General features: G+C 36.1%; 20 protein-coding genes. 10 read left to right on the top strand and 10 right to left on the bottom strand.

What is annotated here, in order from left to right; genetic code table 11:
* The first annotated feature begins 14 nt into the window (after positions 1–14).
* Both JFT95_RS00940 and JFT95_RS00935 read left to right on the top strand, forming a co-directional pair.
* Positions 15–4,451 (top strand): glutamate synthase-related protein, encoded by a 4,437-nt coding sequence (locus JFT95_RS00940; RefSeq protein ID WP_201051153.1) that lies wholly within the window; start codon positions 15–17, stop codon positions 4,449–4,451.
* 269 nt (positions 4,452–4,720) lie between these two features.
* A complete protein-coding gene (locus JFT95_RS00935) occupies positions 4,721–5,809 on the top strand; it encodes an aromatic acid exporter family protein (protein WP_002063696.1) in 1,089 nt (362 codons plus the stop codon).
* 13 nt (positions 5,810–5,822) lie between these two features.
* Here the strand turns inward: JFT95_RS00935 and JFT95_RS00930 are convergent, their stop codons facing one another.
* The 4 genes from JFT95_RS00930 to JFT95_RS00910 all read right to left on the bottom strand — a co-directional run bounded on the left by JFT95_RS00930 (position 5,823) and on the right by JFT95_RS00910 (position 9,212).
* The gene (locus tag JFT95_RS00930; RefSeq protein ID WP_002191857.1) at positions 5,823–7,583 is read right to left on the bottom strand and encodes an ABC transporter ATP-binding protein; all 1,761 of its coding nucleotides are present in this window, start codon (positions 7,581–7,583) and stop codon (positions 5,823–5,825) included.
* Between the two features lie 54 nt (positions 7,584–7,637).
* A complete protein-coding gene (gene ntdP / locus JFT95_RS00925; RefSeq protein ID WP_000506630.1) occupies positions 7,638–8,168 on the bottom strand; it encodes a nucleoside tri-diphosphate phosphatase in 531 nt (176 codons plus the stop codon).
* Between the two features lie 319 nt (positions 8,169–8,487).
* Positions 8,488–8,742, bottom strand: a complete 255-nt coding sequence (locus tag JFT95_RS00920; protein ID WP_000997588.1) for a YgaB family protein — start codon at positions 8,740–8,742, stop codon at positions 8,488–8,490.
* 188 nt (positions 8,743–8,930) lie between these two features.
* On the bottom strand, positions 8,931–9,212 hold the full coding sequence (locus tag JFT95_RS00910; RefSeq protein WP_002125062.1) for a gamma-type small acid-soluble spore protein: 282 nt from the start codon (positions 9,210–9,212) through the stop codon (positions 8,931–8,933).
* Positions 9,213–9,337: 125 nt separating this feature from the next.
* Between JFT95_RS00910 and JFT95_RS00905 the strand changes: the two genes are divergently transcribed.
* Positions 9,338–9,514 (top strand): hypothetical protein, encoded by a 177-nt coding sequence (locus tag JFT95_RS00905; RefSeq protein ID WP_002091123.1) that lies wholly within the window; start codon positions 9,338–9,340, stop codon positions 9,512–9,514.
* A 240-nt stretch (positions 9,515–9,754) separates the two neighbouring features.
* On the opposite strand, the gene mutY is transcribed toward JFT95_RS00905, so the two are convergent.
* Positions 9,755–10,852, bottom strand: coding sequence for an A/G-specific adenine glycosylase (gene mutY / locus JFT95_RS00900; protein ID WP_002091125.1), 1,098 nt, complete (start codon positions 10,850–10,852; stop codon positions 9,755–9,757).
* A gap of 149 nt (positions 10,853–11,001) precedes the next feature.
* Between mutY and JFT95_RS00895 the strand changes: the two genes are divergently transcribed.
* The gene (locus tag JFT95_RS00895) at positions 11,002–11,982 is read left to right on the top strand and encodes a metal-dependent hydrolase (protein ID WP_002010329.1); all 981 of its coding nucleotides are present in this window, start codon (positions 11,002–11,004) and stop codon (positions 11,980–11,982) included.
* 24 nt (positions 11,983–12,006) lie between these two features.
* On the opposite strand, the gene JFT95_RS00890 is transcribed toward JFT95_RS00895, so the two are convergent.
* Positions 12,007–12,273 carry a YfhJ family protein gene (locus JFT95_RS00890; protein WP_002010328.1) on the bottom strand — a complete coding sequence of 89 codons (267 nt, stop codon included), beginning with the start codon at positions 12,271–12,273 and terminating at the stop codon, positions 12,007–12,009.
* Between the two features lie 122 nt (positions 12,274–12,395).
* Between JFT95_RS00890 and JFT95_RS00885 the strand changes: the two genes are divergently transcribed.
* Positions 12,396–12,554: a small, acid-soluble spore protein K gene (locus JFT95_RS00885; protein WP_002010326.1), complete on the top strand. Its 159-nt coding sequence runs from the start codon at positions 12,396–12,398 to the stop codon at positions 12,552–12,554.
* 32 nt (positions 12,555–12,586) lie between these two features.
* The gene (locus JFT95_RS00880; RefSeq protein WP_002010325.1) at positions 12,587–12,739 is read left to right on the top strand and encodes a YpzG family protein; all 153 of its coding nucleotides are present in this window, start codon (positions 12,587–12,589) and stop codon (positions 12,737–12,739) included.
* Positions 12,740–12,803: 64 nt separating this feature from the next.
* On the opposite strand, the gene JFT95_RS00875 is transcribed toward JFT95_RS00880, so the two are convergent.
* On the bottom strand, positions 12,804–13,121 hold the full coding sequence (locus tag JFT95_RS00875; protein ID WP_002010323.1) for a YfhH family protein: 318 nt from the start codon (positions 13,119–13,121) through the stop codon (positions 12,804–12,806).
* A gap of 9 nt (positions 13,122–13,130) precedes the next feature.
* Positions 13,131–13,943, bottom strand: coding sequence for a recombination regulator RecX (gene recX, locus JFT95_RS00870; RefSeq protein ID WP_002029629.1), 813 nt, complete (start codon positions 13,941–13,943; stop codon positions 13,131–13,133).
* An 81-nt stretch (positions 13,944–14,024) separates the two neighbouring features.
* On the opposite strand from recX, the gene JFT95_RS00865 reads away from it, so the two are divergent.
* The 4 genes from JFT95_RS00865 (at position 14,025) to JFT95_RS00850 (ending at position 17,236) form a co-directional block, all read left to right on the top strand.
* Complete coding sequence (locus JFT95_RS00865; protein ID WP_002191853.1) at positions 14,025–14,930, top strand: TIGR01777 family oxidoreductase; 906 nt, start codon at positions 14,025–14,027, stop codon at positions 14,928–14,930.
* 147 nt (positions 14,931–15,077) lie between these two features.
* A complete protein-coding gene (locus JFT95_RS00860) occupies positions 15,078–16,208 on the top strand; it encodes an amidohydrolase (RefSeq protein ID WP_002010318.1) in 1,131 nt (376 codons plus the stop codon).
* A gap of 240 nt (positions 16,209–16,448) precedes the next feature.
* Positions 16,449–17,006 carry a GNAT family N-acetyltransferase gene (locus JFT95_RS00855; protein WP_002091129.1) on the top strand — a complete coding sequence of 186 codons (558 nt, stop codon included), beginning with the start codon at positions 16,449–16,451 and terminating at the stop codon, positions 17,004–17,006.
* A gap of 110 nt (positions 17,007–17,116) precedes the next feature.
* A complete protein-coding gene (locus JFT95_RS00850) occupies positions 17,117–17,236 on the top strand; it encodes a YfhE family protein (RefSeq protein ID WP_000358484.1) in 120 nt (39 codons plus the stop codon).
* 449 nt (positions 17,237–17,685) lie between these two features.
* On the opposite strand, the gene JFT95_RS00845 is transcribed toward JFT95_RS00850, so the two are convergent.
* Entirely contained in the window at positions 17,686–18,852 is a 1,167-nt protein-coding gene (locus JFT95_RS00845; RefSeq protein WP_002139554.1) for a diglucosyl diacylglycerol synthase, read from the bottom strand.
* Between the two features lie 411 nt (positions 18,853–19,263).
* Positions 19,264–19,995, bottom strand: coding sequence for a pyruvate formate-lyase-activating protein (gene pflA / locus JFT95_RS00840; RefSeq protein WP_201051151.1), 732 nt, complete (start codon positions 19,993–19,995; stop codon positions 19,264–19,266).
* Positions 19,996–20,046 lie beyond the last annotated feature (51 nt).

Genomic DNA, 20,046 nt, shown 5'->3' with positions numbered 1-20,046 from the left:
GGGGGGATTGACGGATGCTCAACAAAAAAAACAAATGGTCACCGTCTTTATTTCGGAATTATAAAAATGCAGAACATGATGCGTGTGGAATCGTTTCCGTTATGGAAAAACGAAGAATTCCTACAAAAGAAAACATCGATCTTTGTATACAATCGCTAGTCAAAATGAATCATAGAGCTGGTTTCATTAATGGCGAAGGAGATGGTATCGGAATTCATATCGACATGCCAAAAGCACTTTGGAATGAAAAACTGAAAAGTAGCGGATATAATCCAACGATTGTGGATCATCCCCACTTTATCGTTGGACATTTTTTTCTAAACAAACAAGAAAACATTGCTGAGTTAAAAGATTATATTCGTACGCAACTAAACAATGAAAGCTTTACAATTGTTCTCGAAAATGATGATGTAATAAACTCAGATGCACTCGGTCCTCTTGGTAAACAAGAAGAACCTTTATTTTGGCAAATTGCCCTTATCGCCGAAAGTGAAGTTAAAAATATTGAACAAACATTATTTTCTGTAACAATAAAAATCGAAGAAAATGAAGCAATTCATGTTGCCTCATTAAGTCATGAACATGTTGTATATAAAGTTCTCGGTGCTGGCGATACACTCGTTGCTTATTACAATGATTTACAACACCCACTTATCGCTTCAACTATGACACTAGGACATAATCGCTATTCTACTAATACGTTATCTAATTTTTTTCGTGTACAACCATTTAGCATTCTCGGACATAATGGCGAAATTAACACGATTGCAAAATTACGCGATCAAGCTGAAATGATTAATGTACCACTTACTGCCGGGGGCAGTGATTCCCAAGATTTAAACCGCACCTTAGAAACCCTTCTCGTTCAGTATAACTACAGTTTATTTGAAGCAATGGATATATTATTTCCACCAATTATTAATGAAATAAAACTTTACGAAACAAACTTACAAAACTTATACACTTATATACGTGAGGCTTGGGGGCATTTCGCACAAGGTCCAGCTGGTATTATTTCACGTTATAAAGATGAAGCTGTTTTCAGTGTCGATTCCCTTGGATTACGCCCAGTTTGGAAAGTAGAGACAGAGAGCTCCTATATTTTCTCTTCTGAACCTGGCGTTGTATCACCAACTGAATATGTAGCAGAGCCGAAACCACTCGCTCCTGGAGAAAAAGTTGGACTAAAATGGAATCAACAAGATGAGCTCGTTCTCTATGAATACGACAATTATCAAATTGAAGTATATAACCGTTTTAAGAAACGAATCGATGTTACCAATTATCATGTAAACTTATCTATCCCTGAAACGAAAGAAGCTGAGGGATTATGTGATTCGGTTCAAGTTGAAACGAATCAATACGTCGCTTTTGGCTGGGATCGAGAACATATTCAGCTCCTTGAACAAATGGCGACAAAAGGCGTCGAACCAATTCGGTCACTTGGGCACGACTCACCACTTGCCGCACTTGATACAGATAGACGAAATATTGCTGATTTCATTAAGGAAAGTGTAGCCGTTGTTACAAATCCAGCAATCGATCGCGATCGAGAAGTTGAACACTTCTCCACACGTACTGTACTCGGAGAGCGTCCGGGTTTATTAGATAACTCTAAACAACCATTTGTAATCGAGATGCTTTCACCCATTATTTTAGAAGGGAATTTAGCTCAATCTATCGCGGCAGACTTACACACGATTACGTACGAACAACTTATACAGCTATTCATTACTCATAGCTCGGTCTCTACAATTTCTATTACATTTAGTCCATCAGAAACTCTACAAATCGCATTAAATCGAATTAGTTCCGAAGCGATAGCAGCCGTTAAAAATGGTGCTTCCCTACTATTATTAGATGACGCTAAATCTCATCAAAATGAACTGTTATGGATTGACCCACATTTAGTTACTGCTAAAGTACATCAAGCATTAACTGAAAATAAATTACGCCGGAAATGCTCTCTCGTTATACGTTCCGGTGCCCTTCGCTCCTTACACGATATCGTCACGCTATACGGATTAGGGGCAGATGGTATTAATCCATATTTATTGTTCGCAACGGTAAATGATGAAACAAAAGTACCAATTACTAATTTGTATACCGCACTTAATAAAGGACTAGAGAAAGTAATTTCAACGATTGGAATTCATGAATTACGCGGTTACGGTCGCCTCTTCTCCTCTATTGGATTACATGAGGAAATCGCAAATATATTACAAATTACAAACTTCTGCGGTTCAAATAATTTAGCTTTTTCACTTGAATCACTTGCTGAAGATGCAAAAATTCGAGCTGAGGATTTTAACAATCCAAAAGTTAGAATGCGAAAATCATTTCATATATTCCCGCGGATTTGGAAAGCAATTGGTGATGTTGCAAAAGGAAACTCTTATGATGATTACCGCGACAAGTTAAGTGAATTAGAAGAAAACACTCCCATCGCAATCAGGCACCTTGTTCAAACAAAACAAGCACAGCATGTAGTTCCGACTGAAGAAGTGTCCATCGGCATTCACAATCATGATTTACCATTTATTATTAGTTCCATGTCATTTGGTTCTCAAAATGAAATTGCCTTTCGCGCGTATGCAGAAGCTGCCGATCAGCTAAATATGATTAGTTTGAACGGTGAAGGCGGCGAAATTAAAGATATGATTGGTAAGTACCCACATACACGCGGACAACAAGTTGCATCTGGCCGATTTGGAGTAAACGCTGAACTACTAAATTCATCAAATTTAATTGAAATTAAAATAGGTCAAGGAGCAAAGCCTGGTGAAGGTGGACATTTGCCTGGTTCAAAAGTGACTGCCAAAATTGCGGAAGCACGTAATGCTACAATTGGTTCGGATTTAATTTCACCTTCTAACAACCATGATATTTATTCAATTGAAGACTTGGCTCAAATGATTACAGAAATTAAAACGGCTAATCATCTTGCAAAAGTAGCTGTAAAAGTTCCTGTCGTTCCTAACATCGGAACAATTGCTGTCGGTATCGCAAAAGCTGGCGCTGACTTTATTAACATTAGTGGATTTGATGGCGGAACAGGTGCTGCGCGTATTCACGCATTGCAACATGTTGGTCTTCCTGTAGAGATTGGTGTTAAAGCTGCTCACAATGCGTTACTAGAAGCAAATATGAGACATAAAGTAGAGATTTGGGCAGATGGCGGTATTCGAAGTGTAAATGACGCCTTAAAAATCATGCTCCTTGGAGCAAACCGGATCGGATTTGGCACATTATCAATGATTGCAATTGGCTGTACAACTTGCCGTGGTTGTCATCTTGATACGTGCCACGTCGGAATTGCAACACAAATTGAGTCTGAAGCTCAAGCGAAAGAACATGGACTGCGCCGTTTCGTTCCACGTGAATTAGAAAGCGCAGTTACAGGGCTATTAAGCCTATTCACTACTTTCGGTACAGAATTGAAACGTTTAACAGGGCAGCTCGGTTACACAAACTTACAAGATATTATCGGACGATCGGATTTATTAGAACAAACTCGAGGCAAGGACTTATTAGACTTACGTAATTTAATACAAACGATAGAAGATTCATCTGTGAAAATAACGGCATCTGTACAAGAAAAACAATTTGAAACAACAAATTCTCTCCAGTCAAAAGAATTAGTAAGCGTCGGCGTAGAGCAACGCGTAATGGGCGGTCTAGAATCCTGTTATCGTATTCGTAGCAAATTATATGAAAACACTCATCTTGAACCACTTACATTAAAGTATACAAACGGATCTGTTCCCGGAAACGGATTAGGCGCGTACAATAGCGAGAACTTATTTATACACGTAAATGGTGGCGCGCAAGATGGAATTGGAAAAACTTCATTTGGCGGTGGCATTTATATAACGAAAGCAAAAGGAACAGATGGAACATATTATAACGGTTCTGTCGGAAAAGGATTTGGATACGGTGCTCAAAAAGGTGCATTATACGTGCAAGGTAACGCTGATGCTCGTGCTGGCATTCGCCTTTCTGGAGCAGATATGATAATTGGAGGCAGAATTACAAAACCACTCCGCGAAAAAGAACAAGGAAATATCGGAGTATATTCTAATATAAAAGGATTTGCTTTTGAATATATGACAAATGGTCGCGCTCTTGTTTTAGGAGATCCTGGTCCATGGATTTGTGCCGGCATGACTGGTGGTGTTGTTTATTTACATCATGAGCCAAACTTAGGTTTAACAGAGCACGCTTTAAAAAGAAGAATTGCTAAAGGTGCAAATGTAACATTGCAGCCAATTAGTAAAAATGGTTTGCAAGATGTGAATGAATTATTATTAGACTACATTCGTGTATTAAATGAGCACGAACAATATGAAGAAGTCGCTTTGTTAACACCATTATTAGATGATATCCAGCTTCACTTCTATGAAATTATCCCGAAAAAAGAACAGGCGGATCCATCTATTTCAACTGAATGATATGTACAATATTTATTTTCATAAAAAAATTGACGAAGCGAGCATCGCATAGTAATCTAGAATAACAATTTGAAACCTGCTGAAATTCAGCAGGTTTTTTTATTAAAGAATAGATGTTTAAAGAGAATTTGGAGAAATTATAAATTGATTGTAATTTATTTATTAAACTTTTTAACGTCACTAAAATATCACTTGCTAACATATTGTAATGAATGTATAGTATCATGTTGTACATTCATTATGACAAGAGAAAGGATATCAATAAGGGTATGAAACTTGGTGCTCGCATTTTAAAAACGGGTATTGCCATTACATTAGCTTTATTTGCTTGTATTTTACTTCAATTACCGAGTCCTGTATTCGCGGGAATCTCAGCTATCTTTGCTGTTCAACCGTCTGTATACCGCTCGTATTTAACTGCTCTTGAGCAAATTCAAGCAAACGTAATTGGTGCTGTATTCGCTATCGTATTTGCTACTGCTTTTGGACATAATCCTTTTATTATTGGATTAACGTGTATATTAGTAATTGCTCTTACTTTACAATTACGCTTAGAAAAAACAATATCACTCGCTTTAGTAACAGTTATCGCCATTATGGAGTATCAAGGCGAAGATTTCTTTAATTTTGCCTTACTTCGATTCGCGACGATTATGATTGGAATTATTGCGGCTTCGCTTGTAAATTTAGTATTTATGCCGCCAAAATATGAAACAAAACTTTACCATCGCATCGTTGATAATACAGAGGAAATTGTTAAATGGATTCGTATGAACAGTAGGCAAGCTTCTGATTTTACAACGCTAAAAACCGATATTGATCGCATGAAAGAAAAAATGATTAAACTAAATCATTACTATTTGCTGTATAAAGAAGAAAGAAGCTATACGAAAAAAATACAATTCGCGAAAATTCGTAAGCTCGTTTTATTCAGACAAATGTTAGCGACAACAAGCCGCGCTTTAAGCACGTTAAAATCATTACATCGCACCGAAAATGAACTGCGCTATATGCCAGAAGAGTTTCAGGAATCTATTCAAAACGAACTTGATTCATTAACGCATTATCACGAACAAGTGTTATTAAAATTTATTGGTAAAGCAAAGAAACAACAATCCGTTGAGATGCTTGATGAAGTTGAAACCGGTAAACAAGAATTGATTGATATCTTTATGGATTATCAAAATAAAGACGATGAGGAAGCATATAAAATATGGTTACACCTCTTCCCTCTTATTTCTTCAATTATTAACTACAGTGAGGAAGTAGAGCATTTAGATTTACTTGTGGATAGCTTCTACACATACCATAAACCAGAAAGCGAACTCCAAATCGAAGATAAAAAAGAAGACGAATAAAAAACAGCTCCTTTTACGCTAAAGGAGCTGTTTCTGTTATATGCTGAAGTTGATATAGATTGTAATAAAATCCCCTCTTTTTCATTAACTCTTCATGAGAACCCTTTTCTTTTATTACACCATCTTCAACATAAATAATTGTATCAACATGCGTAATCGTCGCTAATCGATGTGCAATAATAATTGTTGTCCGATCTGCAGCTAACGTTTGCAGTGCCTCTTGAATATATCGTTCATTTTCTAAATCTAAAGCGGAAGTTGCTTCATCTAATATAAGTAAAGACGGATTCTTTAGAAAAACCCGTGCGATTGCTACACGCTGTCTTTGTCCACCAGATAATTTCACACCACGTTCCCCAACGACAGTATCATAGCCCTCTGGCAACTCTGTAATAAAATTATGAATTTGTGCAGCTTTGGCAGCTGAAATCACTTCCGCCTCTGTAGCTTTCGGATTGCCATATAAAATATTAGCCCCGATTGTATCGCTAAATAATAAATTATCTTGTAGCACAATTCCAATATGACTACGTAAATTTCTCATATTATACTTTCTTACATCTACCCCGTCTATATAAACTGCACCTTCAGAAACATCGTAAAAACGCGGAATTAAACTAGCAAGAGATGACTTTCCTCCTCCGCTTGCCCCTACAAGCGCAACCTTCTCTCCCGGGCGCATAGTTAATGATAGATTATGCAATATTTCTTTTTCATCCGCATTATAACGAAAAGAAACATTATCAAATATAACTTCCCCATCTAGCCTTTTCGTTTGCACCGCATTTGGCACATTAACAATATCGTATTTTTCATCCAACAATTCAAACACTCGATCCATCGAGGCGAAAGACTGTGTTAATGTTGTAGATGAATTAACAAGGCGACGAAGCGGACTATATAAACTATCCATATATCCAACAAAAGCAACCATCGTACCCAGTGTTAACGACCCTTGAATTACCTCATATGCCGCAAAACCAATAACAAGTAACGGCCCTAAATCCGTTAACGTATTCACTACCGAAAACGTTCTCGCTGTCCAACTCGTATGAGTTAGTGCTTTCGTTAAAAATTCATTATTTCTCTTTTCAAACTGTCCTCTTTCATACTCTTCTAATGCAAAACTACGTGTCACTTGCATCCCTTGAATACGTTCATGTAAATACCCTTGCATAGTTGCTAACGCTTGCGAGCGCTCTTTCGTCAATTTTCGAAGGCGCCCGAAAAAATATTTCACTGCAACTACATAAATAGGTAAGATTAATAAAGCAACAAAGGTTAATTTTATATTCATAGAAAACATAACGATAATGGCAATAACAATTGTTGCAGTATCTAACCAGACATTCATAAGACCAGTAATTACAAAGTCCTTCGTTTGTTCTACATCATGGATTACACGTGAAATAAGCTCCCCTGTTTTTGTGTTCGAATAATAACGTAAGCTCAATTTTTGCAAGTGCCCAAAAATGTATTTTCGTAAATCGTATAGTATTGTATTGGCAATGCGCTGCGCGAAATATTGACGATAATATTCTATCGGCGGTCTTACTACTGCAAAAATAAAAAAAGCAATCCCAATTGCGGTTATTAATTGAGACGTTTTTTCTTGAAGCGATCCCGTGCCTTGAATAACATCATCAATAATATACTTTAATAACCATGGCATAATAAGCGGGATACCGAACTTCACAAGACCAATAATAATTGTAATAGCAATAAGCCATCGATATGGTTTAACAAATTGTAAATATCTTTTTATACCTTGCACATAATCCCCCCTCTAATAGGACAAACCTGCCGGGAAATTCCCTGCAGGTTTGTTTTAATTTCTGTACATTAAATATCTTTCGTACCACATATCTACGAAATCCGGTGCGAATGGACCTTTTCTTTGATGAATCCACTGTGTTAAATGTGCTACATTTCGTTTTAAAATTGTATCAATAACAGGTGGATACTGCATGATTTGACTATGCTTTTCATACTCATCTTCATCCAAAAGTGTATATGTCATATCTGGATACACTTTAATGTCTAAGTCGTAATCAATATACTTTAATGCTTCAGAGTCATATGCAAAAGGAGAACTTAAATTACAATAATAATATACTCCTTCTTCTCTCAGCATTCCAATTACATTAAACCAATAATTAGCATGGAAGTAACAAATCGCAGGCTCGCGAGTAACCCATGTTCGACCATCTGATTCCGTAACTACTGTACGATCATTTGCTCCGATCACAAGGCTCTGCGTCCCTTTTAAAATTGTTGTCTCTTCCCACATTCTATGAATGGAGCCATTATGTTTATAACTATGTATTTGTACCTTTTCTCCTTCTTTGGGAAATCCCATATATGCTCCCTTCTTTCAACTGCAAATGCTTTTCTTAAGTTATTTTAACTACCCCTTGAACTGCATTCACTTTTTTTCTATTATAACTTTTTTGTCAAAATTTTAAAACTAAAGCGATAGGACACTTGTTTTCATGAGGAATATAATGAAGTTTGTATTATTGAATACCACATCACTAACCCTTTTAACGAAGGAACATTTCCTATGAATTAGCAATACGTATTTTAGAAGATTAAACGAAGATATAACAAAAAGAAAAGCCCCCTCACCTCTGTTTAAGAAAGGACTTTTCACCTAAAATCAACAACATATCTCACCCTTAATTTGAAATTATTTTTTCGATTTCAAAAGATTGAATCACATTATTCGTTTGCTGTTCAAATTTTTCATGTAAAAGTTTTAATGCTATTTCTGTTCTATATATTTCTTGACGGATAAAATGCAATTCTTTTTTATCGCACGTATCCCTTTCACTCATTTCAATTTGCTGATACTTCTCTAAATGCGATTGTAACTTTAAAAGCTCATCCATCGTTTCCAACTGCTCTCCTACCAACTTATCAAAGTCGTTCATCACTTACCCCCTTTTTTGATTCATTCGCCATTTATAATTCCTATTACATATTTCTAATCGTGAACTTCTTTCTCCTTTGACTACATTTGTTGACTTATTAGAAGTTATGTCGTTCCCTTTATTTTCATTACAGTGTCACGCACACAAAGAAAACACTTCTCTCGAATTGGAGAAGTGTTTTTCTTTCATTACTCGTTTGAACTAGAAGATTGTGATTGTTTTGCAGCTGATTGTGCATTTTGTTTTTTCACTGCATGCACATCTGTTTCAGTTGCAAACTCTGTACCATAACTAGCATTTGCACTTTGAGCAGCAGAAGCTTGTGCTTTCTGTGCCTCTGATTGTGCGTTCGCTTGTTTTACTGCTTGTACATTCGTTTCAGTTGCAAACTCTGTACCATAGCTAGCATTTGTACTTTGAATGCTAGCACCAGAAGTTGCCTTATTATAACCTTGTTGTTTTTTACTCATCTTTCTCACCTCCACAATCAATAATGTAACCAATTCACTTAGAAGTTATCCCTAATTTTCTTTTTGAAAATTCACGTATATATCTCTTATCACTCATTCAAACTACATATGATGGAGGTGGGAATATGTATACTGGACGTGATATGACTGAGCTAACTATGATTTCCAAAAATGAATGGAAAGAGGATGAATTAGCTTATTTTCATCATTCATTTCAGCAAATTATGCCTTATCTAAATGTAGAGGGACAAACGATTTATAAAGAAGTTGTGAAAGAAATCGAGTCACGGGGCGGATTATAAACGCGTGGATTTTCAACCTCAAAATACAAATTTATTTTCAATATAAAAAAACGTGTTCCAAAGTTCTGGAACACGTTTTTTATTATTTATCCCGCTATTTGCCGGGCAGTAAGACCCCACCTCAAAATGCAGCGAAAGCAAAGAAGTTAGGTTGGGGTCGGGCTGCCCATAAAAGCCCGATTGGTGAGGGCTAATAATCAGTGGGGGATGAAGAAAACCCCCACTGATTAAAGTTTCACTTTACTGCATTGTAATTTTCTCAACACACTTTTCATAAATTGTACGATGTGATTTCGAGAAAGGTAACTGTTCAAACGCTTCTTTCGATACAAACTTTAATGTATCCGTTTCGACAATATTACCTGTTACTTTTCCGTAAAATATGAAGATATCCCAAGTACGATGTGTAAAAGTATGTTGTACATTCATCGCGTATTCATCAATAGAAACAGAGAGATCAAAGCTCTCCTTCATATAATCCGTAAGCTGTTGTTTTTGATTACGAATACCTTCACTTAGTTCAATATTCGGGAACTCCCACATATTAGCCAGTAATCCCGTACTTGGGCGTTTATTAATTACGTAACGGCCATCTTCAGTTTGAAGTACTCCCGCAACGAGCGGTACCATTGTAGGTGCTTTCGCTTTACTCTTCACTGGTAGTTCTTTTTGAACACCTTCAGCATACCCTCTGCAATGTTCACGTACAGGACAAAGTAAACAAGATGGATTTTTCGGTATACAAATTAATGCCCCTAATTCCATCAAACCTTGGTTAAAATAAGATGGATTTTCTATAGAAATAATTTCACGCACAATCTCTTCAAAAACTTTTCTCGTTTTCGGTTTTGCAATATCATCCCACACTGATAAAATACGAGATAATACGCGCATAACATTTCCATCAACCGCTGGCTCTGGTATGCCATATGCAATACTTAAAATGGCACCTTTTGTATATGGTCCCACTCCTTTTAATTTTTCAATTTTCTTTACATCGCTCGGTACTGTCCCGCCGTATACTTCTTTTACCTCTTTTACTGCAGCATGTAAATTTCGTGCTCTAGAATAATAACCTAAGCCTTCCCATGCTTTTAATACTTCTTCATCATCGGCAGTTGCTAGCGCTTCAAGCGTAGGAAACTTCCCCATAAAATTTGCGTAATATGGTTTTACAGCCTCTACCCTTGTTTGCTGTAACATAATTTCTGAAACCCAAACACGGTATGGATCTTTATTTTTTCGCCACGGTAAATCACGTTGTTCTTTTTCAAACCAACCAATTAAATCATTTTGAAACTGTTCTATGTTAAACTCATTTAATATTTCAAGTGTCAAACTTGATCCCCCTCATTTTTTTGCATATACGTACTATTATAAAGATTTTAGGAAAAAATTTAAGTAAGATGACATAGGAACTAGAAGGCAAAGGACTTGAGGTATCGAATAAAAAGAGTTACATTAATAAAAAACGGAGGTGGATTTCTATGGACACAGCCACTCACCTTGTTATGGGCGTTACTCTAGGCAGTTTGGCAACATTAGATCCAGCTATAGCACAAAGTGATATTGGGCCACAAGCAGTGATGCTTGCAACAATTGCGGGTTCCAATATTCCTGACATCGATACAGTTTTAAAATTGCGTAATAACGCTAAATATATAAGAAATCATCGCGGGATTACTCATTCCATCCCTGCAGTGATCCTTTGGTCACTCCTTATAAGTGGCATCTCTTTCGCCTTCTTTTCAGACGCTCCCTATCTGCATCTACTACTTTGGTCATTTATTGCCGTCTTTCTTCATGTCTTTGTGGATATTTTCAATGCCTATGGTACACAGGCATTAAGGCCCTTCACAAAAAAATGGGTAGCGCTCGGCATAATTAATACGTTTGATACTGTCATTTTCTTTATCCATATACTAGCTATCGCCTGTATGCTTGTCGGAGCACATAAAGGCTATACTGCTTTAGCAGCTTATATATTAATGTTTGTTTACTACATTGGCCGCATTATGATGCATCGAAATATTAAAAGTGTAGTATACAAACGTTTCAAAAATGTAGAGAAAGTAATTATTTCTCCTTCTTACAAATTTTATCATTATCATTTAGCCGTCGTTACAACTGAACATTACTACGTCGCAAGATGGCACCGCGGTAACATCCTTGTATACGACAAATTCGATCGCGTACCGTTCCCGAATACCGCCATTATGCAAGCTGCTGTGCGAGATGAAAATATATCTGCTTTCTTATCTTTCTCGCCTGTATATCGCTGGGATATTTTCGATTATGATAACTATTATGAAGTTCGATTTATTGATTTGCGGTATCGAAGTAAAGATTATTATCCATTCGTCGCAATCGTTCAGCTCGATCAAAATTTAAATATTATTAGTTCATATACAGGATGGATTTTCAGCGAAGAGAAACTTCGAAAGAAACTGGAATTGCTTCCACATTAAAAAAAGCGACCTACGTCGCTTTTTTTAATGTTTCAAATGATCTTCTTGATTGATTAAATGGCTATACTTCGGATTATTTGTACGCATTTCATGAAGGCGCCCTCCATGATTATTAACCCATGTTCGTACCACTTGTTCAGTCATTTCCTCACCTTGGTAACGACCTGATTTAGCATAAGTTGTTCGGAAGTCTTCCCACAGTAATTCAACCCATGCACGAGCTTGTGCGTAAGAAAGGTTGTCATTTTTATCTAATAATTCTTTCGTTAATGTTTCATAAATATCATTCATGTTCTATTCTCCTTTTACCTATTTATTCCCTTAATTTCTAAAGGATAGTTTCTTCTATTTTGCACATTCTATAAGTGATACTTCTTAAAGGGGTATCGACTGATAGTGAGGGGGCGTTCTTAATGGGTAGACAAGCCGAATTTTGGTCTGAGTCAAAAAACAACAGCAAAATCGACGGTCAACCGAAAGCGAAATCACGCTTCGCTTCGAAACGACCTAACGGCACAATTAACACGCACCCACAAGAGCGTATGCGTGCTGCAAATCAGCAGGAAGAGTAGTACAAATTAAATTCCTACACGAGGTGATAAAGATGAGCTACCGTGACCATTTAGATCGTCGTTCTGAATTATTTAACCATACGTGGACTCGTCCAAAACATGCGAAAGCGCAAGTTAATGGACAGACGCAACAAACCCAGTCTCTCATTATACTGGCAAACGAATGTAAAAAACGCCAATTTTAGAATCTCCTATCTCCTTTAACGCCTACCAAAGATGAAAACCAGAGAGATATTCACTCTCTGGTTTTTATTTTTCCTGCAGCAAGGAAATTGGTATTCCAATCTCTTCATTATCATGTTGCTTATATCCCCAAGCAAATACCCCATTGAAATACGTAATTTTAAATACCACACCAGGTTCTTCTACTAATTCATATGTCTCACCAATATGGAATTTATTTATATCTATCATATAAGCACGAGCCATAGCCATTTTTCTCATTAATACATCGAATTCATTTACAATTCCAAGTTGCTCAGCCTTTACTGCTTGCTCCTTCAAAACCCCAATTTCTTCCCTTAGCTCATGTGGTGTCATTTCACTGTAGCGTTTTGGCGTACCCATCTTATTTCCTCATCCCTCTTCACGTTTCATTTGTAAAAATATATCTATCTCATCAATAGAGAATCCTTTTCGATATAACGCTTGCTTCACCTTATTTTCGAATGTCCAACCATCATACTTCTTATATTTCTCATAATATTTATTCCCATGATAGTGTAACGCTTCTTGTTGCTGTTCGTCATCTTTTTCGTCTTTCAATTCTTCCAAGCAAATTTGAATCACATCTCTAGAATATCCTTTACGAACAAGCATTTCATCTAACTTTAGCTTCATTTGTAAAAATGAATGCTTTTGATAAGATTTTTTCTTCTTTTCTATAAGGAACAAAGCATTCTCCATTTGCTTCTCCTTTGGATACTCTTGTAAACTATGTGTAATGATTAAATCCTGAACACCTTTACTTAATAGCCCTCTCCTAATAACAGTTGGACCTTTTTGATTCACATTACTTTGCGTTCGCACGTATGAAATAGCGTACTCTTTATCATTAATATATCGATCATGTAATAATTTCGAAACGACTTCAGAGATGATGGCCTGTCCCACTTCTTTTTTTCGTAAGAAATCTTCTATTTCTTGTTTTGTTCTCATTTGATAGGATAAATAGGAAATCGCTTGTAAATATGCTTTTTGTACCTCTTCATTGTACAAAATATTCCCTAACGCTACTTCATCAATTTCTAAGCCTTTTTGTAACCCATGTTTCATTAAGATTGATTGATTCACACTAAACCCGTACTCTTCGCCTTGACCTTTATCAATATAAATATTAAATCGTTCTTTCGATCGTTTTTGCACTTCTATTTTTGTAATGACAGTCATACTCTCACCTCTCTATTATTTTAACATAGTCAAGGAACGTTTTTTCTTTTCAAGAATATATATAATGAGGAGGAAATAATTGTGAAAATCGCAATTTCTGGTGGCTCTGGCTTTATAGGCAAATCCCTTTCTAGTTTTTTTATTCAAAAGGGATTTACTGTTTACATTCTTACTCGAAAAAAAATTGCTGAAACTTCACACACTAACCTTCAATACGTACAGTGGACACCGGATTTACAGACCTTCCCTCTCTCCTCTATCGATGTAGTTATTAATCTAGCTGGAGAATCTATTAATAGTAGATGGACAAAAAAACAAAAAGAATCAATTTTAAACAGTAGAATTCAAACAACAAAAGGACTCATTAAACAATTACAAACCCTTGAAACAAAGCCACACACATTTATTAATGCAAGTGCCATTGGATACTATGGGACATCTGAAACCGAATCTTTTACAGAACAGCAAGAGACTCCAGGAGATGACTTTTTAGCAAACACAGTATATTTGTGGGAGCAAGAAGCATCTAAAGTCCGCTCCATTGGAATAAGAACTGTCTACACAAGATTTGGAGTCGTATTGGGTGCAGATGGAGGAGCTCTTCCAAAAATGCTACTTCCCTATCAATTATATATCGGCGGTACACTTGGATCTGGAAACCAATGGTTATCATGGATTCATATAGACGATGTCGTTCGCATGATTGATTTCATCATTCAAAAAAAAGAAATTGACGGACCTTTTAATATTACAGCGCCAACGCCAATACGGATGAAAGAGTTCGGTGAAATTATTGCCACTATAACTAGGCGACCCCATTGGCTACCTGTTCCTTCATTTGTACTTCGCGCTTTACTCGGTGAGATGAGTATACTTGTATTAGAAGGGCAACATGTATTACCCAATAAAGCTATTAAACATGGATATCAATACACATTTCCAACAGTTAACCATGCATTACAAAATATCCTCTTGCATACAATGTAGTACTTTTAAAATACAGTTTTACGGGTAGTCTATCTCCTCCAAGACTTCTTACTTTTTAAACACCGGAGCATTACTACACGAAAAACCTTTCAGTTACTTTGTCTAAACCTATTCTACACATTACAAGGTGACGGAAATGAGGTCTCTATGAAAATATTGCTCAAACAAGCCATTGTATATCCTATTACATCCCAAAAGTTTCAAGGAGATGTACTCGTTATAGGAGAACGCATTGCCGCGGTCAAACCTCATATTGATACTACTCAGGATATGACCGTTATAGATGCACGAGCTCTTCATCTCTTGCCTGGATTTATTGATGTTCATACTCACCTTGGCCTCTACGATGAAGGTACTGGTTGGGCTGGTAATGATGCAAATGAAACATCCGAAGTTTCAACACCACATATCCGTTCTTTAGACGGGATTCATCCTTTTGATATTGCATTTCAAGACGCTGTACAAAATGGTGTTACGACTGTTCACGTGATGCCCGGAAGCCAAAACATTATCGGCGGTACTACTTGCGTAATAAAAACTGCTGGAACTTGTATTGATCATATGATTATTCAGGAACCTGCTGGTTTAAAAATTGCCTTTGGAGAAAATCCTAAAAAGTTCCATAGCAACGGTACAAAAGAATCAATAACACGTATGGGAATTATGGGGTTACTTCGTGAATCATTCTATGACGCACAACACTACGGGCATGAAGCTGATTTTCGAATGCTACCTATTTTAAAAGCACTCCGCCGAGAAATACCGGTACGTATCCACGCTCACCGCGCAGATGATATCACTTCAGCCTTACGCTTTGCGACAGAATTCAATCTTGATTTACGTATTGAACATTGTACAGAAGGACACTTTATTGTTGAAGAGCTTTCGAAACACAATTTAAAAGTTTCAGTTGGACCTACTCTTACGCGACGTTCGAAAATCGAACTTAAAAACAAAACGTGGGATACTTATCATATTTTATCGAAAAATGGAGTAGAAGTTTCTATTACAACCGACCACCCTTATACACCAATTCAATATTTAAATGTTTGCGCTGCTATTGCAGTAAGAGAAGGATTAGATGAGAAAACAGCGTTGGAAGGAATCACTATTTTCCCAGCTCGAAATTTACGTTTGGAGGATAGAATTGGAAGCATTGATGTTGGAAAAGATGCTGACCTCGTGTTATGGACACATCATCCTTTCCATTATTTAGCCAAGCCTGTACTCACTATGATTGACGGAAAAATAATTTACAAAAAAAATAAAAAAAACTAGTTTATTTTTTTGACTAGATACAGTATTATACGATTATAAACTGAATGAAACCATAATCAATTTGTGTCGTGATTATCATTTTCAAATTGATGAATGGGGAAGGCAAATGGTGCGCCACCAGCGTTAGAAACTGGTTCTAGTGGGTTCGATTCCCACCCCGAAATTTTTTAAAGATTGATATAAAAATTTCGAGGGTGGGTGCTTTTTCGTCATGCTACCCTCGTGTGAGGAGGAGTTAGTGTGTTGAAAAAACGCGACTTACACGACAGCCACGTTCTATACGAATTAATGGTGGATCCTGCTGTCTTCCCTTTTGTGCGTCAAAAGGCCTATTCTTATGAAGAATATTTATTTTTAACGAAACAAACAATCGAAGCCGAAGAGCGTGGAGAATTAATCTCACGCACAATTTTAGATGAATGGGGTAACCCCATCGGCACAATTACTTTATTTGATGTGCAAGAAAAAGCTGGATTCCTCGGAACTTGGCTTGGCAAACCATATCATGGTAAAGGATATAATAAATTGGCGAAAGATTCATTTTTTAGCGAACTTTTCTATGAATTAGATATTGAAACGATTTTTATGCGTATTCGTAAAATAAATATTCGGTCTATTAAAGCTGCCGAAAAACTACAATATGTAAATCTAGCAAACGAAACAAGAAAAGCCGTTTATGATGAAATTAACGCGCATGAAGAAGTATATAATTTATATGAAATTCCAAAAGATCAGTATACACTTGCAACAATGCGAGATACAACATTCCAAGAAGCACACCAATTAAAAGAAGCGTAATCTAAAAATTCAGAAATGATAATTAATCATTACTAGTTTGACATATATGTATATCACCCCATGTCTTTGGAAACGATAGATAGTGACTTTAGAACACGAGGTGATTTGTAATGGATAAAAAGAAACGTGATAAAGCAAAAAACACATTATCTAGTACACAAGAAGTTCTCTATCAGCGAGAATTTCGAAAAGCAGATCGTGCAGCGGGCTATCGCTCAAAAAGTATTTAAAGTGAAACTGAATAATTAGAAGGTTTCCCCCCTAATTATTCAGTTTCATTACATAATATTTTCCAATGAATTAGTAAAAAAGGTTCCTTATTTATAAGGAACCTTTTTTGTGGACAACCTTATCCACAAAAACCGTAGAATTGTGCATAAATTACAAAAGTATTTTACAAATTCATTTATTTAAATGAATTCTAAACGTGAGAATTGTGGATAATTTTCTAAAAATTGTGGATTATGTGGATATAGCTGTTAATATTCCGATTTTACTGTCTAATGAAAGCGCAATCCCTTGTGGATAAAGTGAAACTTTAATCAGTGGGAGTTTTGTTTATCCCCACTGATTATTAGCCCTCACCAATCGGGCTTTTGCGGGATAAGTTAATAATTCACGTTTATTTTTTTACAACAATAAAAAAACCCTCTTTAAATGCTTAAAAGAGGGTTTCATATTAAGTAAAAGATTCGGCAAGAACTGGTGATTTAATAGGTATATGATTCGGCTCTGCATGATTTTCTGCCAAAATTGTATCCACAATATGACCAGCTGGCTCAGGACGATAAATACTTTTCATTGCTTCTTTCATCTGAAGAAGCTTCATATCATCTTGTAATAACGCCTCTGTTTTTGCAAAAACTTCACTATCATCACGAATTACAACTGCAGCCCCTTTTTTTTCAAAATACAACGCATTTTCATTCTCTTGTCCTGGGACAGGTTTATATAAAATGACAGGTACTTGTAATGCTGCTGCTTCGCTTAATGTAATACCACCTGGCTTCGTAATCATACAAGAAGTAACACGGAACAATTCATCAATGTTTTCAACATAACCAAATACTTTTAAAGCATCAGAACTTTGTTCCTGTAGTTCCATTAAATCTTGCTTTAAAGCTTCGTTTTTCCCACAAACGACAACTACTTGTAAGTTTGGTACTGACATAAATGACTGGCATAGCTCTTTTACACTCCCTAGCACACCATGAGCACCTGCTACAATTAGTAACATCTTTTTATCCTTACATAACTGATATTTATTATATATAATTGCTGGATTTATCTTTAGCTCAAAACTGCTACGAATCGGAATCCCTGTTTCAACAATTTGTTCTGCAGGTACACCGATATCAACCATCACTTTTTTCACATGATCGGTTGCTACAAAATAACGATCTACTTCTCGATGGATCCATATTTTATGCACGCAAAAATCCGTTAATACGTTATAAACAGGAATAGAAATACCTATTTGCTTTTTCAATTCTGGTACAGCGATGATTGGAAAGGTATTAATAACAATATCCGGTTTCTCCACCTGTAATAGCGTCTTCAAACGCTTTCTCCCAAAATTCGCATACCAAGATGCTATTTTTTTATCATAAATTTTCTCTACACCATAATAAAACAAACGATATAATTCTTTTCCTACCGTATAGCTTTTTAAATATAAATATTTTGTAATATCGGTTATAACTGGATGTGATTCTCCAAACAAGTCGCATACAATTACATCTTCGATTCCTTTTTGGCGAAATGTTTGTTCTAATGTTTTTGCCACTTGCACATGACCGTTACCGTAATGTGCAGTTAATATTAAAACCTTGGGGTTTTTTATCAAACAAATCCACTCCTAGCTTTTTGTTTCTCCATATTGCATATACGACAATAGGAAAAACATTTTCCTTAAAAACTACATACTCGGATTCTAATACTTTCCTGTTAGCTATGTATCTGTCGTGGATATGCAAAGCATATAAGATTGACCCCTTAATCCTATCTGTGCTCATATCTTTACATTATACTTTCCTATAAGAGCTTTCGCAATAACTTACAAATGTTCTATATTCCATAATACTCACTCTTTTACTTCTTAATTCTTTTTACTATTTTGATTTCCCTTTACAATTATGTAAATTTCTCCGCTTATTCTTTACAAAAATATGGATATTCCCTTTTCAGTATACTCTTTTCTAAATATATACTCTAGATTTTATTATGAAGAAACAAAAAGCCTAACCAAATGTTTAGGTTAGACTGCTTGTAAAATATGTTTTGCATGTTCAACATTTTCTTCTGTCGGTGGATTCACATCCGCAAGTGGATACTTATGTCCAAGTGCCTCCCATTTATAAACACCGAGCTTATGATATGGCAGCACTTCCACTTTCTTAACATTAGATAGCCTTTGAATAAAGTTTGATAATTTTTGCAAATCCTCTTCACCATCGGTAACACCGGGAACCAATACATGTCTTACCCAAATTGGTTTCTTTATATCCGATAAATAACGAGCAAATTGTAAAATGTGTTCATTTGGTTTCCCTGTTAATTTACGATGTTTCTTTGAATCAATATGCTTCAAATCCAATAAAACTAAATCTGTATACTCCATTAAAATATCTAGCTTATTTTGGAATTCTGGTTCTTCAGAATAACAACCGCCAGAAGAATCGATTGTTGTATGGATACCAGCTTCTTTGCACTTTTTAAACAACTGGGTTAAGAAGTCTAGCTGTAATAGTGGCTCTCCACCGCTAACTGTTATACCGCCTCCAGAAGCTTCAATAAATGGAAGGTAACATGTCACATCCTGCATCACTTCTTCAACTGTTATTTCTTTACCTTTACCGATTTCCCATGTATCAGCATTATGACAATATTGACAACGTAATAAACACCCTTGTGTAAATATGACATAACGAATCCCTGGGCCATCAACAGTACCACAAGACTCTACAGAATGTATTCTTCCTTTTACCATGTTACTTCCTCCTTTATTGAAACAGCCTCCCTCCGCTATATATTAAAAGCA

This window comes from Bacillus sp. TH17, assembly GCF_016651125.1.
Classification (GTDB): domain Bacteria; phylum Bacillota; class Bacilli; order Bacillales; family Bacillaceae_G; genus Bacillus_A; species Bacillus_A mycoides.
The sequence above is the reverse complement of the archived record's forward strand: the minus strand, read 5'-3'. Positions and strand labels throughout refer to the sequence as shown.